The organism is Mycobacterium sp. E735 (assembly GCF_001666955.1).
Classification (GTDB): Bacteria; Actinomycetota; Actinomycetes; order Mycobacteriales; family Mycobacteriaceae; genus Mycobacterium.
In genome coordinates this window covers 1-17,203 of record NZ_LZIX01000314.1, presented here as the reverse complement: position 1 = coordinate 17,203, position 17,203 = coordinate 1, and the positions used below count along the sequence as shown (strand labels likewise).

The 17,203-nt window shown below is 69.4% G+C and carries 20 protein-coding genes; 9 read left to right on the top strand and 11 right to left on the bottom strand.

Features of this window, described 5'->3' with window-relative positions; translation table 11 throughout:
• The coding region (locus A5704_RS25535) for a DUF3000 family protein (RefSeq protein ID WP_156670129.1) at window positions 1-324 on the bottom strand (324 nt) is incomplete at its 3' end.
• A gap of 76 nt (window positions 325-400) precedes the next feature.
• Complete coding sequence (locus tag A5704_RS25530; RefSeq protein WP_067756038.1) at window positions 401-1,222, bottom strand: enoyl-CoA hydratase/isomerase family protein; 822 nt, start codon at window positions 1,220-1,222, stop codon at window positions 401-403.
• Between the two features lie 58 nt (window positions 1,223-1,280).
• Between A5704_RS25530 and hemE the strand changes: the two genes are divergently transcribed.
• Genes hemE through A5704_RS25510 form a run of 4 tightly spaced genes read left to right on the top strand, consistent with a single transcriptional unit; the run spans window position 1,281 to window position 5,132 of the window.
• Entirely contained in the window at window positions 1,281-2,330 is a 1,050-nt protein-coding gene (gene hemE / locus A5704_RS25525) for a uroporphyrinogen decarboxylase (protein ID WP_067756041.1), read from the top strand.
• Window positions 2,327-3,682, top strand: a complete 1,356-nt coding sequence (locus tag A5704_RS25520; RefSeq protein ID WP_067756044.1) for a protoporphyrinogen oxidase — start codon at window positions 2,327-2,329, stop codon at window positions 3,680-3,682. Before hemE ends, A5704_RS25520 begins: the two co-directional genes overlap by 4 nt.
• 5 nt (window positions 3,683-3,687) lie before the next feature.
• Window positions 3,688-4,383, top strand: a complete 696-nt coding sequence (gene hemQ / locus A5704_RS25515) for a hydrogen peroxide-dependent heme synthase (RefSeq protein WP_067891718.1) — start codon at window positions 3,688-3,690, stop codon at window positions 4,381-4,383.
• Complete coding sequence (locus A5704_RS25510; RefSeq protein ID WP_067891717.1) at window positions 4,380-5,132, top strand: class I SAM-dependent methyltransferase; 753 nt, start codon at window positions 4,380-4,382, stop codon at window positions 5,130-5,132. The genes hemQ and A5704_RS25510 overlap by 4 nt, the downstream gene beginning before the upstream one ends.
• A gap of 114 nt (window positions 5,133-5,246) precedes the next feature.
• On the opposite strand, the gene A5704_RS25505 is transcribed toward A5704_RS25510, so the two are convergent.
• The 5 genes from A5704_RS25505 to A5704_RS25485 all read right to left on the bottom strand — a co-directional run bounded on the left by A5704_RS25505 (window position 5,247) and on the right by A5704_RS25485 (window position 10,448).
• Window positions 5,247-6,095, bottom strand: a complete 849-nt coding sequence (locus A5704_RS25505; RefSeq protein ID WP_067891715.1) for an endonuclease domain-containing protein — start codon at window positions 6,093-6,095, stop codon at window positions 5,247-5,249.
• Window positions 6,096-6,262: 167 nt separating this feature from the next.
• On the bottom strand, window positions 6,263-6,673 hold the full coding sequence (msrB, locus tag A5704_RS25500) for a peptide-methionine (R)-S-oxide reductase MsrB (protein WP_067756057.1): 411 nt from the start codon (window positions 6,671-6,673) through the stop codon (window positions 6,263-6,265).
• Window positions 6,674-6,735: 62 nt separating this feature from the next.
• Window positions 6,736-8,031 carry an arabinofuranan 3-O-arabinosyltransferase gene (aftC, locus tag A5704_RS25495; protein ID WP_067891713.1) on the bottom strand — a complete coding sequence of 432 codons (1,296 nt, stop codon included), beginning with the start codon at window positions 8,029-8,031 and terminating at the stop codon, window positions 6,736-6,738.
• Window positions 8,032-8,035: 4 nt separating this feature from the next.
• Window positions 8,036-9,595: an alpha/beta hydrolase gene (locus A5704_RS25490; protein ID WP_067891720.1), complete on the bottom strand. Its 1,560-nt coding sequence runs from the start codon at window positions 9,593-9,595 to the stop codon at window positions 8,036-8,038.
• 91 nt (window positions 9,596-9,686) lie between these two features.
• Window positions 9,687-10,448: a pyrimidine reductase family protein gene (locus tag A5704_RS25485; protein ID WP_067757889.1), complete on the bottom strand. Its 762-nt coding sequence runs from the start codon at window positions 10,446-10,448 to the stop codon at window positions 9,687-9,689.
• Between the two features lie 34 nt (window positions 10,449-10,482).
• Between A5704_RS25485 and zapE the strand changes: the two genes are divergently transcribed.
• Window positions 10,483-11,538: a cell division protein ZapE gene (gene zapE / locus A5704_RS25480; RefSeq protein WP_067784206.1), complete on the top strand. Its 1,056-nt coding sequence runs from the start codon at window positions 10,483-10,485 to the stop codon at window positions 11,536-11,538.
• On the opposite strand, the gene A5704_RS25475 is transcribed toward zapE, so the two are convergent.
• From A5704_RS25475 to A5704_RS25465, 3 genes are all read right to left on the bottom strand, one after another.
• Window positions 11,516-12,025, bottom strand: coding sequence for an N-acetyltransferase (locus A5704_RS25475; protein ID WP_067757895.1), 510 nt, complete (start codon window positions 12,023-12,025; stop codon window positions 11,516-11,518). The genes zapE and A5704_RS25475 overlap by 23 nt on opposite strands.
• On the bottom strand, window positions 12,013-12,546 hold the full coding sequence (locus A5704_RS25470) for a hypothetical protein (RefSeq protein ID WP_067757898.1): 534 nt from the start codon (window positions 12,544-12,546) through the stop codon (window positions 12,013-12,015). The genes A5704_RS25475 and A5704_RS25470 overlap by 13 nt, the downstream gene beginning before the upstream one ends.
• Window positions 12,547-12,633: 87 nt before the next feature.
• Window positions 12,634-13,380: a Clp protease N-terminal domain-containing protein gene (locus A5704_RS25465; RefSeq protein WP_067784210.1), complete on the bottom strand. Its 747-nt coding sequence runs from the start codon at window positions 13,378-13,380 to the stop codon at window positions 12,634-12,636.
• 147 nt (window positions 13,381-13,527) lie between these two features.
• Between A5704_RS25465 and A5704_RS25460 the strand changes: the two genes are divergently transcribed.
• From A5704_RS25460 to A5704_RS25445, 4 genes are all read left to right on the top strand, one after another.
• Window positions 13,528-13,824 carry a DUF732 domain-containing protein gene (locus A5704_RS25460; RefSeq protein ID WP_231969355.1) on the top strand — a complete coding sequence of 99 codons (297 nt, stop codon included), beginning with the start codon at window positions 13,528-13,530 and terminating at the stop codon, window positions 13,822-13,824.
• A gap of 74 nt (window positions 13,825-13,898) precedes the next feature.
• The gene (locus A5704_RS25455; RefSeq protein WP_082950111.1) at window positions 13,899-14,201 is read left to right on the top strand and encodes a DUF732 domain-containing protein; all 303 of its coding nucleotides are present in this window, start codon (window positions 13,899-13,901) and stop codon (window positions 14,199-14,201) included.
• A gap of 147 nt (window positions 14,202-14,348) precedes the next feature.
• Window positions 14,349-15,857 carry a sodium:alanine symporter family protein gene (locus A5704_RS25450; protein ID WP_067758916.1) on the top strand — a complete coding sequence of 503 codons (1,509 nt, stop codon included), beginning with the start codon at window positions 14,349-14,351 and terminating at the stop codon, window positions 15,855-15,857.
• 75 nt (window positions 15,858-15,932) lie between these two features.
• A complete protein-coding gene (locus A5704_RS25445) occupies window positions 15,933-16,277 on the top strand; it encodes a DUF732 domain-containing protein (protein WP_067758907.1) in 345 nt (114 codons plus the stop codon).
• 24 nt (window positions 16,278-16,301) lie between these two features.
• Here the strand turns inward: A5704_RS25445 and A5704_RS25440 are convergent.
• On the bottom strand, window positions 16,302-17,203 hold a 902-nt coding region (locus A5704_RS25440), incomplete at its 5' end, for a cation diffusion facilitator family transporter (protein ID WP_156737764.1).

Here is a 17,203-nt window from a genome sequence, read left to right as displayed (position 1 = left end):
GATGGTGCCGTCCCACGCGTCGGCGCCTTCCGGGTCGTACAGCAGGATGAGTCGGCCGAAGGCGTCGCCGTCGGACCGCTCCGGGATGATCTCGCGGTCGGGATGTTTGACCTCGGCCCCCAGCGCGTAGCTGTAGGGCGCCAGGCGTTGGGGTGGGCGGATCGGGCCCAGCTCGATTTCCGACCGCACGGTGACGCCGTTCATCGCCGCTACCGCCTCGCGGAATGGCTCCGGTTCAGCTGAGGTCACTTGGCGCCGCTCCTGTTCATCCCGGTCGCTCTTCGTCGTCGCGGCACGGGTCACAGGGTCCGACGGTAGACCCATCGGCCGACAGGCGAAACCAGGCGCGCCGACCGCGACCAAGCCGTTACCAGACCTCATCCGGGCGTATCGAGCCAGCTCAGGAGGCGTTTCCGCCGGTAAATCGGGCCGGCCGCTTCTCGCGATGCGCGGCCAGACCCTCCTGCACGTCGGGGCCGCTGAAGCTGAGGAACTCGAGGCCGAGCGAGGTCTCGAAGGCGGGCGCGAACATGCGGTACCAGTAGTTGAGGCTGTGCTTGGTCCAGCGGATGGCGTTCTGCGCGCCCCGCGCCAGGTCCTCGGCGATCCGCGTCGCCGTCGAGAGCACGTCGTCGTCGTCGACGCAGGTGGACACCAGGCCGATCCGCTCGGCCTCTTCGCCGAGCAGGGTTTCGCAGGTCAGCAGGTAGTACTTGGCCTTGGCCATGCCGACCAGCAGCGGCCAGCAGATCGCGGCGTGGTCGCCGGCGGCCACGCCCAGCTTGGTGTGCCCGTCGATCAGCTTCGCCGTGCGACCGGCCACCGAGACGTCGGCGAGCAGGGCCACCACCAGGCCCGCCCCGACGGCCGGTCCGCGGATCGCCGAGACGACCGGCTTGTCGAAGTTGACCATATTGAGCACGAGGTCGCGGGCCTCCCGCATGATGCGGATCCGGTCCTCGTACTCGCCGATGGTTTCGGCGATCAGGTCGAAGCTGCCGCCGGACGAGAAGGCCTTGCCCTCGCCGCGGACCAGCACGACGCGCACGTCGGGGTCGCGGGCGATCGCCGGCCAGATGTCGGCGAGGTCGCGGTGCATCTGCGGGCCGACCGAGTTGAGGCCGGGGGCGTCGAGAACCAGCGTCAGGATGCCGTTGTCGCCCACTTCGCAGCGCAGGCTGGGGAACTCGCCGTAATTCACCGGAGGCTGGCTGACTGGCACGGACGTTGATAGTACGCAGCGCGGGGACGGGGCCGCCGCCGTGGCAGCATTGAGGACGATGAGTACCCGTCGCGACCTCCCCGAGTCGCCGTATCTGGCCGCCGTCACCGGCGGCAAACCCGGCCGGCCCCCGGTGTGGTTCATGCGGCAGGCCGGTCGTTCGCTGCCCGAATACCGGGCGCTGCGGGCCCAGACCGACATGCTGTCGGCCTGTTTCGACGCCGAGCTGGTCTGCGAGATCACCCTGCAGCCGGTGCGGCGCCACGACGTCGACGCGGCCATACTGTTCTCCGACATCGTGGTGCCGCTGCTCGGCGCGGGCGTCGACCTGGACATCGTCGCGGGCGTCGGGCCGGTGATCGCGTCGCCGGTGCGCACCGCCGCCGACGTCGACGCGATGAAACCCCTTGACCGCCAACGGATTCAGCCGGTCTCCGATGCGGTCACGCTGCTGGTGGCCGCGCTCGGCGCGGTCCCGCTGATCGGCTTCGCGGGGGCGCCGTTCACCCTGGCGTCCTACCTGATCGAGGGCGGACCGAGCCGCCACCACGCCCGCACCAAGGCGATGATGCTGGCCGAACCGGACAGCTGGCACGCCCTGATGGAGAAGTTGACCGACATCACCGTCGGTTTCCTGCGGGTGCAGCTGGAGGCCGGGGTGGACGCCATTCAGGTGTTCGACTCGTGGGCGGGCGCCTTGTCACTCGCCGACTACCGCACCTACGTGCAACCGCACAGCGCCCGGGTTTTCGGCGCCCTCGCCGAATACGGCGTGCCGATGACGCACTTCGGGGTCGGCACCGCCGAACTGCTGGGCGCCATGTCGACGGTCGGCGCGACGGTCGTGGGCGTGGACTGGCGCACCTCGCTGACCGACGCGGCCGGCCGGGTCGCGCCCGGCACGGCGCTGCAGGGCAACCTCGATCCGGTGGTGCTGATGGCCGGGTGGCCGGCCGTGGAACGCGCCGCTCGCGCCGTCGTCGAGGACGGCCGCCAAGCCGTCGACGCGGGCGCGACCGGTCACGTCTTCAACCTTGGCCACGGCGTGCTGCCGGACACCGACCCCGGTGTGCTGACCGACCTGGTGTCGCTGGTCCACTCCCTATGACTTCTCCGTCGTATTGCGTTGTCGGGGGCGGGATTTCGGGGCTGACGGCGGCCTACCGGCTGCGCGCCGCGGTGGGCGACGACGCTGACATCACCCTGTTCGATCCCGCCGACCGGCTGGGTGGCATCTTGCGCACCGAGCGTGTCGGCGGGCAGACCATGGACGTGGGCGCCGAGGCGTTCATCCTGCGCAGGCCCGAGATGCCGGCGCTGCTGGCCGAGCTCGGCCTGTCGGACCGCCAACTGGTGTCCACCGGCGCGCGCCCATTGATCTACAGCCAGCGCAACCTGCATCCGCTGCCCACCGGCACGGTCATCGGGATTCCGTCGTCGGCCGCCTCGGTGGCGGGATTGGTCGACGCGGCGACCGTCGCGCGCATCGAGGACGAACCCGGCCGGCCTCTCGCTTGGCGGCCCGGCAGCGACCCCGCGACGGCCGAACTGGTCGGGGAGCGGTTCGGCGAGCAGGTCGTGACCCGGTCGGTGGATCCGCTGCTGAGCGGGGTGTACGCGGGCTCGGCGGCCACCATCGGTCTGCGCGCGGCGGCCCCCGGCGTCGCGGCGGCCCTGGACCGCGGCGCCTCCAGCCTGACGGACGCGGTGCGGCAGTCGCTGCCGCCGGCGACCGGCGCTCCGGTGTTCGGGGCGCTCGACGGCGGCTACCAGGTGCTGCTCGACGCGCTCGTCGCGCGCGCCCGGCCGCACTGGGTGCGGGCCGGGGTGCAGCGGCTGGCCCGCGCCGAGGCCGGCTGGTCGCTGCTGGACGACACCGGTGCGCGCTGGTACGCCGACGCGGTGATCCTGGCCGTCCCGGCCCACCGCGCGGCACGCCTGCTCGCCGAGATCGCCCCGGGCAGCGCCGCCGCCGCAGGCCGGATCACCAACGCGTCGTCGGTGGTGGTCGCGCTCGCCGTGCCGGGCGGCACGCCGTTCCCGGACTGCTCCGGTGTGCTGGTCGCGACGGGGGAGCGGTTGCGGGGCAAGGCGATCACGCTCTCGTCGCGCAAATGGGGCGCCCGCGGGGACGCCCAGCTGCTGCGGCTGTCGTTCGGCCGCTGCGGCGACGACGTGGCCACCAGCGTTTCCGACGACGAGCTGCTGGGCTGGGCGGTGAGCGACCTGGTCGACGTTTTCGGGCTGGCCGTCGATCCCCTCGACGCTCGCGTGCAGCGCTGGATCGACGCCATGCCCCAGTATGGGCCGGGCCACGCGGAGCTGGTCGCCGAGATTCGGGCAGGTCTGCCGCCGACGCTCGCCGTGGCCGGCAGCTACCTCGACGGCATCGGGGTGCCGGCGTGCGTCGGGGCGGCCGGGCGCGCGGTCGAGGCCCTCGATCTGAAAGTGGCACGATAGGTTCCATGGCCAAGCTCGACTACGACACCCTCAACGCCACGATCCGGTACCTGATGTTCTCCGTCTTCTCGGTGCGGCCGGGCGAGCTCGGGGAACAGCGCGACGCCGTGATCGACGACGCGTCGCGGTTTTTCAAGCAGCAGGAGGAGCGCGGCGTCGTGGTGCGCGGCCTCTACGACGTGGCGGGCCTGCGGGCCGACGCCGACTTCATGATCTGGACGCACGCCGAAAACATCGAAGCGCTGCAGGCCACCTACGCCGACTTCCGGCGCACCACCACCCTCGGACGGGCCTGCACACCGGTGTGGAGCAGCGTGGCGCTGCACCGGCCCGCCGAGTTCAACAAGAGCCACATCCCGGCGTTCCTGGCGGGCGAGGAGCCCGGCAACTACATCTGCGTGTATCCGTTCGTCCGGTCCTACGAGTGGTATCTGCTGCCCGACGAGGAACGGCGCCGCATGCTCGCCGAACACGGCATGGCCGCCCGCGAGTACAAGGACGTGCGCGCCAACACGGTGCCGGCGTTCGCGCTCGGCGACTACGAATGGATTCTCGCGTTCGAGGCGCCCGAACTGCACCGCATCGTCGACCTGATGCGCGAGCTGCGCGCCACCGATGCCCGTCGGCATACCCGCGAGGAGACACCGTTTTTCACCGGTCCGCGGGTGTCGGTCGAGCAGTTGGTGAACGCGCTGCCATGACGACCGCTTTCGACCCCAACGATCCCACCCGCTTCGAGCAGATGTACCGCGATGAGCGGACGTCGCACGGCCTGCCCACCGCAACGCCGTGGGACATCGGCGGACCCCAGCCGGTGGTCCAGCAGCTGGTCGCGCTCGGTGCGATCAAGGGCGAGGTGCTCGACCCGGGCACCGGGCCGGGCCATCACGCGATCTACTACGCCTCGAAGGGCTACGCGGCGACCGGCATCGACGGGGCGGCCGGAGCCATCGAGCGCGCGCGGCAGAACGCCGAAAAGGCCGGGGTGTCGGTCAATTTCGAGCTGGCCGACGCCACCAAGCTGGACGGGTTCGACGGCCGGTTCGACACGGTCGTCGACTGCGCCTTCTACCACACGTTCAGCACCGAGCCCGAGCTTCGGCAGTCCTACGTGCGTGCGCTGCACCGCGCGACCAAACCGGGCGCGCGGCTGTACATGTTCGAGTTCGGCCAACACAACATCAACGGCTTCAAGATGCTGCGGTCGTTGTCCGAGAACGATTTTCGCGACGTGCTTCCCGCGGGCGGCTGGGAGATCACGTATCTCGGCACCACCACCTATCAGGTCAACATCAGCGTCGAGTCCATCGAGCTGATGGCCGCGCGCAATCCCGACATGGCCGATCAGGCCCGGGAGTTGCTTGAGCGCTTCCGCGTGGTCGAGCCCTGGCTCGAGGGCGCACGCGCGCACGCCCCGTTCTGGGAAGTGCACGCCACCCGGGTGGACTGAGTTCGTCCCACTTGGCGGCCTGCCTCGAGCGAGGCGGCCCGCGTTCGCGCCAGGCTCGCTCCTTCCGCGAGACTTAAACCGTGGCGGGACTTTACGGCGTGTCGTGTGCGTGGTTTAAGTGTCGCGGCATCCACGACGGGCGAGGGCGGCCCGCACGCGGTGTACCACGTCGTCGGGCTTGTCCTCGGCGATCACCCGGATCACAACCCAGCCAAGCTCGGCAAGCTTGCGGAGCCGATCCTGGTCCCGCACATACTGGCTGCGGTTGGTGCGATGGTGGTCGCCGTCGTACTCGACGGCCACCTTGTATTCCTCCCAACCCATGTCGAGGACGGCAACGAGTCGCCAGTTCACCTGCACCGGTATCTGCGTCATGGGAGCGGGAAGCCCGGCGTCGATCAGCAGCAACCGCAGCCACGTTTCCTTCGGGGATGCCGCGCCCGGGTCGACCAGCGGAAGCGCTGTGCGCAGCGTCCGCAGTCCGCGGGCCCCTGCGTGACGCTTGGCGAGCAGCATGACCTCCTCGCTCGAGAACGGGGTCGCGCGCATCAGCGCATCGAGTCGCGCTACCGCCTCGCCGCTGGGCGGCCGCCTGGCCAAATCGAACGCCGTCCTCGCGAGAGAGGTCACCCGCAGCCCGTTGACACGGGTGACCTCGTCGGGTCCGACTCGCTGGTTGCGGGCGATCACGCCCGTCGGTGGATGCGGATTTCGCCAAATCAGCTCGATCGGCTCGTCGTCGTCGATCCACCGCGAACCATGTAGGGCGGCCGCGGCAAGTCCGGCGAGCACGCCGCGGCGGTCCGACCACAACCACGCCCCAACGGAACGCGTCCGGAGCGACGGCGTGGCGTGGGCCGGCAGATAGACGTCGGGATATATCGCGCGAAACTGAGCTCGCAGCTGGTGCCGGCTCAGGGCTCCCCGCCGCAATGCCTCGCTGCCGACAAACACGTCGTCCACACCGGGAAAGACGTCACGACGCTCCCGCAGGCTCCGCGAGACTTAAACGATGGCGGAGCCTTGCGGCGTGTCGTCTGCGTGGTTTAAGTGTCGCGGCAGCCGACACCAGGCAGCCGACAGCCGACGCGACGCGGCAGCCGACGCGCGGCGGCGGCGCCCGAAAGGGATTACGTCCCCGCGGGCACCAGGCGCAGCGAGATGGAGTTGATGCAGTAGCGCTGATCGGTCGGCGTCGGGTAGCCCTCGCCGGTGAACACGTGGCCCAGGTGGCTGTGGCAGTTCGCGCACAGCACCTCGGTGCGCGTGGTCCCCATCGAGTGGTCGGGCCGCAGGATCACCGCGTCGGAGTCGGCCGGGTCGAAGAACGACGGCCAGCCGCAGTGCGACTCGAATTTCTCTGTGCTGCGGAACAATTCGGCGCCGCACGCCCGGCACTGGTAAATGCCTTCGGTTTTGGTGTCGGTGTACTCACCGGTGAACGGCCGCTCGGTGCCGGCGCGACGCAGCACGTGGAACTCTTCGGGCGTCAGCTTCTGGCGCCACTCGTCGTCGGAGAGTTGGAGCTTCGGGCTACTCATGCCTCCACGCTAGCGCCATTTGCGGTGACCCGCCGCGCCCGGCGTCGAGCCGCGCCCGGCGATCACCGAGCGCCATCACGCCCAACCGGCACCCACGCCGGATCGATGCCGTCGTCCAGCCGGTCCTCGGCCTTCGCATCGAGGTAACGGAACAGGAGCACCGTGAACACCACGATCAGCAGCAGCGACCAGCCGTAGGTGATCTTGAGGTAGTGCAGCGCGCGGCCGTACCTCATGTACCGGTAGATCAACCAGTCGTCGAGCGTGAGAAATCCATAGATCCCCAGCCACGCCGGCCAGTTGCGGATCAGGGAATTCCGCAGCACGACCGTCATCAGGAACGGGAACAGCATCATCGAGTAGTAACCCTGGGCCAGCGGCAACACCAGCCACGACCACAGCAGCAGCACGCCCGACGAGTTGGTGAACCAGAACAGCGGATCGCGGGTGCGGTAATAGCGATAGAGCAGCCACAGCGCGCCGATCGCGAGCACCGTGAACAGAAGCCGCAGGACGACGATCAGCCAGGTGGGCAGGCCGAAGTACACGCCGTTGCCCTCGATCGAGCTGTTGAAGTAGTCCCGGACGCCGCCGATGTAGGGCAGCGTGCGCGTGACGAAGTCCATCGGATCGCTGACCAGCGGCCAGGCGGCCGCGTTGATGGCGATCGGGACCAGGAACGCGGGCACCAGCGTCCGCCACTGGCGGTTCAGCAGCGGCAGCAGAAGTAACGGCCCCAGCACCGGTTTGAGCGTGAGCGTCAACCCGATCACGAGCCCGGCCCACCACTGGTGCCGCACCTTCCCGTCCAGCAGCCAGCGCAAGAACAGCACCTCGGCCAGCAACACGCAGCCGTTGATGTTGGTGAACACCAGCGTGCTGGTGACGCTTTCCGTGCAGAACATGGCCAGCAGCAGGGCGGGCGCGGCCACCGAGGACAGCGTGAAGTTGAACAACCGCAGCAGCAGGTACCAGGCGATCAGGATGGCCACGGTGTTGATCAGGATGAACAGGTACCGCGACGGCGTGAAGGACAGGTAGCCGAACGGTGCCATCAGCAGGGTGCCGCCGGGCGGATACAGGTAGTGCGGGTCGACGTAGTCGAAGTGCTCGTTGTAGATGTCCCAGCCGCGCCGGAAGTTCAGCACCGCCCGGTACACCGGCTTGAAGTCGTCGGTGATGTTGCCGTTGAGCGTCAGGATGATGCTTCGGTGCAGCACCGACATGATGGCCACCGGCCATAACGCGGACCGCAGTATCGCCGCGGGGCTCGGCGCGCCGCTACCTGGACGAAAGGCGGCGAGGGTCCGATCGCGCAGGCCGGTTCGGGTCGAGTCAGCTGCCGTCACGAAGCGCAAAGTATCAGGCGGGACAGTACGTGTCGGTCCCGGGCAGCTTGCCGCTGTTGACGTAGCCGATCAGCGGGGAAACCGCGCACGGCGAGTAGATGCTGGCGCCGTGGCCGATGCCCTGCCACATCACCCGCTTGCTGGCCGCGTTGGCGTTGATGACGGTCGCCGCCGTCGCCGCGACGCCTTCGGTCCCGACGATCGGGTCGTTCTGCACGCCGAGCAGCAGGACGTCGACCTTCAACGATTTCGGCGGCGCCGGGGGCGAACCGGTGGGCCAGTGCACGCATTTGACCAAGTTGAGCGCCGCGACGGTGCCGAATTGCGGGTACAGCTTGGCCCACGCCACCACCAGTTCGCGCACCCGGTCCGGGGTGGGGCGGTTGACGGCGTCGCTGCAGGTGTTGACGAACTGGCCGTCGGAGTCCTCGGTGGCGTTGGCGTGGTTGATCAGGTTGGTCAGCTGGTTGGTGTCGCCGGAGCGGGCGGCCGCCAGGGCGTTGGCCAGGTTGGTGGTGGCGTTGACGCGGCCGCCGGCGGGAAAGCCCAGCGCGACGGTGATGGCGTTGGCCACCTCGGCGACGGACGCTCCGCCGGGGCCCTTGCCGGCGCGGGCGTCGGCCAGCAAGGCGCCGACGGCGCCCTTGGGGTCGGCGCCCAGCGCGCAGTTCACCGCGATGCACTGGGCGGCGAACGCGTCGAGCGCGGCCTGCTGGCCCTTGACCTGTTGCTCGGCGGCGGCTTCGGCGTTGACGCCCAAGGCGACTGGCGAGTCGAGGATCAGCCGGGCGACCTTGTCGGGGCGCGTCGCGGCGTAGGCCAGCGCCACCTGGGCGCCGTTGCCGATCCCGACCAGCGCGACCGCGGGCACGTCCCACAGCGTGCGCAGCCGCTCGATGTCCGAGGCGGCGTGGGCGTTGTCGTAGGCGCCTGCGCCCGGCGCGATGGCGTCGGTGCAGTTGGTGGTGGCGGTGTTCGCGACGTCCGAGAGGTTGGCGACGGGATCGTCGCCGGTCTGGAACTGCGCCTGGTCGCGCATGATCTGGCGGTCGGACGAGTCGCGGCAGTCGATCGGGTTCGACATGCCCATGCCGCGCCGGTCGACGGCCACGATCGGGTGCGTCTGCAGCACGTCGGCGCCGCCCCGCGACAGCCAGACCGGCAGCTGCGCCGACGACGGCAGGTCCGAGCCGGTGGTGAAGACCAGCGGGCCCGCGTCGCGGGGGGTCTGGCTGGAGCGGGCGCGCACCACGCCGACGCTCACGGTGCCGGTCCCGCCGCCGTTCGGGTCCAGGTCCGCGTCGTAGTTCGCGCAGTCCAGCTGGACCCCGGCGGCGGGCGGGACCGCGGCGTCGCCGAACACCCGCGACGTGCAGTCGTGCCAGGGCAGGTCGTTCTTGGGCGCCGCGATGGGCGGCGGGCCGCTGCGCGGTGGCTTGGCGGTGGTCGCGCCTTGGGGCCGGGCCCCGGAGTTGGTCGCGAATCGCGGGTCGGCGGCCAGGCCCGGGACGCAGCCGGCGACCACTGCGGTCACCGCAAGCAAGACCGTGGCGAGCGTGATCTGCCGACTCATGTCGACCACAGTAGCTAGCGGCGATCGCAAGCGCGGCGAAGCCGGGCGCTGGGGGAACCCCCGCGAAGCTGGGGGACGGGTCGCCGCAAAGCTAGGCCTTGACGTAGCGGGTGTACAGGTAACCGGCGTCGTCGGTCAGAACGTGGGCGCAGCGCATCCGCGTGAGCAGCTGGCTGGGCCCCGTCGCGATGCGGCGGGCCAGCCCGCCGACGAGGTAGGGCGCGATGGTCAGGCAGAGCTCGTCGAGCATGTCGCGCTGGATCAGCGAATCGAGCAGCATCGGCCCGCCCTCCGTCAGGATGCGGCGCATCCCGCGGGCGGCGAGGGCCCCCAGCATCACGGCCTCGTCGACCTCGCCGGGGTCGTCGCCGGAGCAGTCGATCACCTCGCACAGGTCGGTGAGCATCCGGCGCGCCGGGGCCGCCGCCGCCGCGCAGGTGAGCACCAGTGGCGGCACCTCGGTCCGGGTGAACACCCCCATGTCGCGGTCCAGCCGGCCCGACTTGGTGACGATCGCCAGTTGCGGGATCTCGCTCTGCCCGCGGGCCTGGCGCTGCTGGCGCTGGGCGACGCTCAGCTGCGCCCCCGAATAGCCCTCGACCCGGACGGTGCCCGCGCCGACGACGATGACGTCGGCGAGCTCCCGCAGCAGGTTGAACACGAATCGGTCGCCGGGACCCCCCATCGTCCCGCTGCTGCCGCCGGAGGTGGCGCCGCCGTCCACACTCGCGATGAAGTTGGCCCGCACCCACGTCCCGTCGCGTTCCGGGTAGCCGTAGAGGCGGGGGAGTTCGGCGTCGCCGAGTTCGCGCACCGATCCGAGCAGCGACAGCGGCGTCTCGGGCAGGGCCATGGGGTTGATTGCAGCACGCCGCTAGAGTTCTGGGATGCACGGGTCCACTTCCGGGGGAGTGGCGCACCTGGTGGATCGGCATCCGAGTGTGTCGCCGGAGCGACTGATCGCTCAATTGCGGCCGCCCCCAACGTTCGCCGACGTGAGCTTCGCGACGTATCAGCCCGACGCGGCCGAGCCGACGCAGGCCGCCGCCGTCGTGGCGTGCCGGCAGTTCTGTCGTCAGGCGGTGGAGCGACGAGCGGGCCGGCGAAAGTTGTTGGGCCGGCGAGCGGTGCTGCCCGGGGTGGGCCTGTATCTGGACGGCGGGTTCGGCGTGGGCAAGACCCACCTGCTGGCGTCGGCGTACTACGCGTTGCCCGGTGACGGCCCGGAATCGTCAACTCCCAAGGCGTTCGCGACGTTTGGGGAGTTGACCCAGCTGGCCGGCGTGTTCGGATTCCGCGAATGCGTCGACCTGCTGGCCGGCTACACGGCGGTGTGCATCGACGAGTTCGAGCTCGACGACCCGGGCAACACCACGCTGATATCCAGGCTGCTCTCGTCGCTCGTGGAGCGGGGGGTGTCGGTGGCCGCGACCTCCAACACCCTGCCCGAGCAACTGGGCGAGGGCCGGTTCGCCGCCCAGGACTTCCTCCGCGAAATCAACACGCTGGCAAGCATTTTCACCACCGTGCGGATCGAGGGGCCCGACTACCGGCACCGCGGCCTGCCGCCGGCGCCGCAACCCCTCTCGGACGAAGAGGTGGCCGCGCGCGCCGCGCGGGTCGACGGGGCGACGCTCGACGATTTCGACGCGTTGTGCGCGCACCTGGCCACCATGCACCCGTCGCGATATCTGACCCTCATCGAGGGGGTGACCACCGTGTGCCTGACCGGTGTGCATGGCATCGACGACCAGAACGTCGCCCTGCGACTGGTGGCGTTGACCGACCGGCTGTATGACGCCGGCATTCCGGTGGTCGCCTCGGGCGAGAAGCTGGACACCATCTTCAGCGCCGAGATGCTGGCGGGCGGCTACCGAAAGAAGTACCTGCGGGCCATGTCTCGGCTCCTGGCGCTGACGGTCAACGAAGCGGGCGGGTCATGACGAAGTCGTCCTCGCGTCCGGCGCCGACCTGGAAGGTCCGGGTGCCGCTGACCTGGAAGCCGCTCTTGGCGTAGAAGCGTTGCGCGCGTTCGTTGGCCTGGTTGACGCCGAGCCACACGCGCCCCACTTTCCACTCGCCGGCGGTGGTCAGCGCCAGGTCCATCAGTGCGGTCGCGACCCCGGTGCCGTGGTGCTCCGGCGTGACATACATCTTGGACAGCTCGGCGGTGTCGCCGTCGCGAATCAGCATGGCGTAACCGACGATTCGGTCGTGCTGTGTGGCGGTCAGGATCGCGCGCTGCGGATCGGCCAGGTATTCGGCGAAGCGGGCGGCCGTCAGGTTGGCGTCGACGAACGCGGCGACGTTCTCGGCTGCCATCGAGGCCGGACACGCCAGCGGGAAGGTACGCGCGGCGACGTCGGCAAGCTGTTGAACGTCAACGGAATCCGTCGTGACGACGCGTACGGCGCGGGTCAGAGATTCCACTGCGCGAGGTGGTAGCCCGTCTTCTTGTCCAGCAGGACCACGGTGGAGACGGGATCACGGTAGGCGTCCCAATACACTTCGCCCCGCACGATCGCCCCGTTCGGCGCGTTGGTGAGCACGTTGTCCAGCGCATCGGGGGCGTCGGAGGCGCGCGGCTTGTAGGCGTCGGCGAACTGGGTCACGCCGTCGAAGCTGAAGGTGGTCGCCATGACGAACGGGTTGGGCACCCGGACCGCGCGAACGACGACGTCGGCCCGCTCGACCGAGCTGCCCGGGAAACCCCGGAAGGTGCCCTCGCGCGTGTAGCCGAAGCCCGGCGGCGGGTCGCAGGGCGCCACGCCGGTGACGGTCACGTCCGCGACGTAGGTGCCGGTGTCCACCCGCAGCGTGTCGCCGATGTGGCCGATGGGGGCGTCACCGGCCCAGGCGCGGGGGGCGGGGAGCGCGGCGATCGCGGTGACGCTCGCCGCGGCGACGACGAACGCGGACAGGACGACCAGCCAGCGGTGCGTCTTCGCCATGTCTTCGCCTCCTAGGCAACCCGGGAAGGGAACCTTCGAATGATCGCACATGCGGTGATGCGTCGGGGAGGGGTCGACCACCCCGGATCAGCCCTCGGCGCGGGCGCCCGTGCCGCCGCCGAGCGACTCCAGAGCCTTGATCAGATCCGCCTCGACACGGCCCTTGTCGACGCCGCACCGGCGCAGCGGTCCTTCGTCGGAGGAGGCGTCCTCCAGCTCGAGCAGCGCCAACAGCAGATGCTCGGTCCCAATGTAGTTGTGCCCCAGCCGAAGTGCCTCCCGGAAGGTCAGCTCCAGGGCTTTGCGCGCGGGGCCGCTGAACGGGATGAGGTCGGGGGTTGCGCCCCCGGCCGGGGGCAGCTCGACGGCCGCGCGCAGCGACTCGGTGTCGACCTGCTGCAGGCGCAGCAACACCGTGGCCAGCGCGGCCGGATCGCTGAGCACGCCGAGCAACAGGTGGCCGGGCGTGATCTCGTCGTTGGCGGCCTCGTGCGCGGCGTTCTGGGCCGCCACCACCGCGCCGCGCGCCCGCGGCGTAAAGCGGCCGAAGCCCTGTTCGGGATCCAGGGTGGCGGCCTCGGCGCGCGGCACGAACCGCTTCTGGGCCGCTTGTTTGGTGACGCCCATGCTCTTGCCGATGTCGGTCCACGACGCCCCGGACCGCCGGGCTTGATCCACGAAGTGCCCGATCAGGTGGTCGGCGACCTCGCCCAGGTGCTCGGCCGCCAGCACCGCGTCGGCCAGCTGATCGAGCGCGTCGGTGTGCACCGATTTGATGGCATTGATCAGCTCGTCGAGCCGGACGGGGTAGGCGATGCGGGTCGGGTCGGCCATGCCGTCAACGATAGGTTGACGCGCTTGGAGATGTCAACCCGGGGTTGACGATTGTTAATTATTGTTTCGTCATCCGCGTACTCCGCGCAGGTCTGGAACGATTTCAAATTTATGAAGCTTGTTCTGACAATTTCCAGCGTTGCTGTCATGATCGGCCTGGCCGCGCCGGCATACGCCGACGACACCGACGGTGCGTTTCTCGCATCGCTGGATGCGGCCGGATTCACCTATACGGACCCGGGACAGGCCATACAGGCGGCCCACTACGTGTGCTCGGCGGCCAGTGGCGGCACCGCGATCGCTGACATCGCGACGGCGGTGCAAAAGGGCGACAGCGCATTGAGCGCCGACAAGGCCGCAAAGTTCACCGCGATAGCGGCCAACGCCTACTGCCCGGACGCGCTCTCGTCGTCCAGCCCGACGACCACGACCGCCAGCTCGTAACCGGCCGATTCGCGCCACGAGATGCGGGGCGGCCGCAGCTCTGGAACGATCAGTGAGCCGTGAGGCTATTTCTGATGTCGCTCGGCCTTGCGGCCGCGATCGGTCTGGCCGGCCCGGCGCACGCCGACGGCAGTGACGACACCTTCCTGGCGACCGTTCACGCGGCCGGCCTGACCTATTCGGACCCCGAGCAGGCGATCACCTCCGGCAAGTCGGTGTGCAAGCTGGTCAGCGAGGGCTCGAACCTGACCGACGTCGTCCGGATGCTCCAAATGCTCAATCGTGGGCTGCAGGGGGACGACGCCACCCGGTTTGCGGCAATCGCCGCCAACTCGTATTGCCCCCAAGCGCTCTCGAAGCCCGACGCCGCCTCCTAGCGGTAGCGGCGGTGGGCCGTTACGACGAATGTGATGCGGTTGTTACACGGCCGACCATTGACGGCAGGTTAACGAAACCTGTAATCAACAATTCGCCCATACCATTTCGGCGACGGACAGTGGTCGTAGCCGAAAGGAAGCATGGGCTTGGACTTCCTTCAGCAGCAGTTGGTCGAGCCCCTTAGCAACATCCTCAATACGCATGTCCTGATTTATTTGCTGATCGGCGGCGGCATCTATTTCACCGTGCGCACCCGATTCATTCAGGTCCGCTACTTCGGGCGCATGCTTCGCCAGCTTCGTAGGGCCCATCGCCAGGACGGTGGGATCTCGTCGTTCCAGGCGTTCTGCGTGGGCCTCGCGTCGCGCGTGGGTACCGGGAACATCGCCGGCGTCGCAATCGCCCTGACGGTCGGGGGGCCCGGCGCCGTCTTCTGGATGTGGGTGGTGGCCGCGGTCGGCATGGCCACCGCGGTGATCGAGGCCACCCTGGCCCAGATCTTCAAGGTCCGCTCGGACGACGGAGCCTTCCGCGGCGGTCCCGCGTTCTACATACAACGGGGCCTGCGGTCACGCGCGGGCGGCGTCATCTTCGCCATGCTGCTGGTGGTCACGTTCTCCACAGCGTTCAACATGGTGGAGACGAACGCGATCAGCGGGGTGTTGCAGTCGTCGCACGGCATCGGGGTCGGTTGGACCACAGTCGTTTTGGCGGTGCTGGCGGCGCCCGTGCTTTTCGGTGGCGTGCGGCGCGTCGCCCAATTCGCCGGATCGGTCCTTCCGGTGGTGGCGCTGGTGTACACGTTGCTCGCGCTGGGGATCGTGGCCGTCAACATCACCGAGCTGCCGACGGTGATCAGGGAGATCATCGGCGGTGCGTTCGGAATCCGCCAAATGGCAGGCGGTTTCGCGGGCGGAGCGCTCGCCGCGATGTTCACCGGCGTCAAGCGGGGCCTGTTCGCCTGCGAGGCGGGGATGGGCAGTTCGCCCAACATCGCCGGCGCCGCGACCGTGGCACATCCGGTGGAGCAGGGCCTGATTCAGTCGCTCGCGGTGTTCGTCGACACGATGGTGATCTGCACGGCGACGGCGTTCATCGTGCTGCTGTCCGGTCCGGAAACCTACAATCCCTCTCGCCTGGGCTCGCTCGCCGGGGCCAGCCTGACCGAATCCGCGATCGCCGCGGATCTCGGGTCGTGGACCACGGTCTTGATGACCTCGGTGGTGTTCGTATTCGCGTTCGCATCGGTGCTGAGCAACTACGTGGTCGCCGAGGCCAATCTGTTCTACCTGGGCGGACGGCGGTTGGCGGCCAACGTTCTGAAGGCGGTCACCCTGGCGTCCATCATCTTCGGGGCGCTGGCCAAGCTGACCCTGGTGTGGGCGCTCGCCGACTTGACCATGGCGGTGATGGCCATCGCGAACCTGCTCACCATCTGCCTGCTGGGCAAGTGGGCGTTCGCGGCCCTCAAGGATTACCACCGGCAGTTCGCGCAAGGCGAGGCGCCGGTGTTCATCGCCAGCGAGGCCGGCCTGCCCGGCGTCCTGGACGGCGACATCTGGGAGCGCGCGGAGCGCCGGCAGGTCGGCGCGCTGCCCGAGTCGTTGACGCTGCACCGCCCGGCGCTGCGACCCTCTCGCGCGCCGGCGGCCTAACCGGCCGCCAGAGTTCACCCGCCGTTTCCCCGGCGAGGTGCCATTCGCCGGCAGGTCTGCGAGAATCGCTGCGTTATGCGATTTCTACTGGTTCTGGCCGGCGTGGCCGCCGCGATCGGCCTGGCGGCGCCCACGTACGCCGATGTGAACAACGATCAGGACTTTCTGACCGACCTGCGCGACGCCGGCCTCACCTACCAGGACGGCGGCAACGCCGTCACGATCGGCAAGTCGGTGTGCGACCTGCTCGACGACGGCCAGTCCACCGCGGAGATCGTGACCCAGCTGCGCAACCAGAACCCGGCATTCCAGGGGGCCAGCGCGGCCAAGTTCACGTACCTCGCGGCGGCCCACTACTGCCCGAAGTACGTCACCGGCGAGGACCGCGGCCCGAAGCCGGACGGTGTCCCCGGCAACTGACCGCCTGGAGCGCGTGGGTGCGCGCTACGCGGCTCGCGCCGTCCATGTGAAGTTGTGCATCTCGGGGATCCGCGGCGCGAGCGCGGCGGCGACGAGGCGCCCGATTCGATCGGCGGCCGCCAACGGGGTGTCCGGGTCGAGAAAGCCTTCCACTTCCACCCGCAACGTCCGCCCGGTCCATCGGGCCCGGGCGTGGGCGTGCGTGACGCCCGGCACCGTGGCGGCGACGGCCTCGGCGGTGGTGATGATTTCGGGGTCGACGCCGTCGAGCAGGCGGTGAGCGATCTCCGAGGTCACCTCCCAGCCGACGTGGCAGATGAACCCCGTGACGACGATCCCGGCCACCGCGTCGGCCCATCCCCAGCCGAGCGCCACGCCGATCAGCCCGAGCATCGCCCCCGCGGACGACAACGCGTCCAGCCAGGAGTGTTTGGCGTCGGCCACCATGGTTGCCGAACGAATCCGCTTGCCCACCACCAACTTATAGCGGGCCACCAGCTGGTTGCCGACGATTCCGACCAGCGCCGCCGCGATGCCCCAGCCCACGTATCCGGTGCCGCCGTGCCGGAGCAGCTTGTTGACGCTTTCGAAGGCGGCCACGGCGGCGCTGCCCCAGATCACCAGTGCGACACCGATTCCGGCGAGATCTTCGGCCCGCTCGTAGCCGTAGGGATAGCGCTCGGTGGGAACTTTGCGTGACGCCCGGAACCCGACGAACACCAGCGCGCTGGTGGAGACGTCCGACAGATTGTGCAACGCGTCCCCGAGCAACGCCACCGAGCCGGACAGCAGCGCGATCGCCAATTCGACGAGCCCGGTCAGCGCCAGTCCGATCGCGCTGACGGCGACGGCCCGGTTGGCCTGCCGACGCTCGGCCGCATCATCGGTGACGGTGTCGAGGGGAAAACTTGCCGCGGGGTCGCGGA